1 protein-coding gene is annotated in these 686 nt (G+C 48.4%); it reads left to right on the top strand.

The window, feature by feature from the left end; genetic code table 11:
* Positions 1–686: DUF4099 domain-containing protein (locus tag NW211_RS13930; protein WP_258328282.1), on the top strand; the 686-nt coding region annotated here is incomplete at both ends.

The raw sequence follows: 686 nt of genomic DNA, 5'->3' as shown, positions 1-686 counted from the left end.
CCGGCAGACAAAGAGCATCAGAACTCCTTTCTCAAGATTGACCGCTATGCGACCTTCTTCGAGAATTTCCTCAAGAACTTCTGGAGTCAGTTGAAAGACCCTACACACTTCGGTCTTTTCACGATGAAGGAGGAGGAGTTCGACAAGCCCGAAGTCAAGCAGGCCATCGAAGACCTTGCCGAAGGTAAGAAAACAAAAGCAGTGGAAGAGTTTCTCAAGAAGTATGAGATAACACCCAAAAATCAAACAGAACAGAGTATTAACAATCAAAATTCAGAAGAAATGGCAAAGAAAAATCAAACCCAGCAGCCCGTCGTTGAAGCTAACGACCAGCAGCAGAACAATCAGTATCGTTACAACGAGTCTATGATCAACTGGGACCAGTTGAAGAACTTCGGACTCTCGCGTGAGTATCTTCAGGAGCGAGGACTCCTTGATTCGATGCTCAAAGGCTACAAGACCAACCAGCTTGTACCTATCAACCTTAACTTCGGCTCTGCCGTACTGCGTACCGATGCACGCCTGTCGTTGCAGCAGTCCAACACAGGTGAGGTGGTACTCGCCATCCACGGTATCCGCAAGCAGCCCGAATTGGAGCGTCCTTACTTCGGACACATCTTCTCGGAAGAGGACAAGAAGAACCTCCTCGAAACAGGCAATATGGGCCGAGTGGTGGAACTCAAAGG

This window comes from Barnesiella sp. ET7, assembly GCF_024733785.1.
GTDB lineage: Bacteria > Bacteroidota > Bacteroidia > Bacteroidales > Barnesiellaceae > Barnesiella > Barnesiella merdigallinarum.
This window is presented reverse-complemented; position numbering and strand designations above follow the sequence as displayed.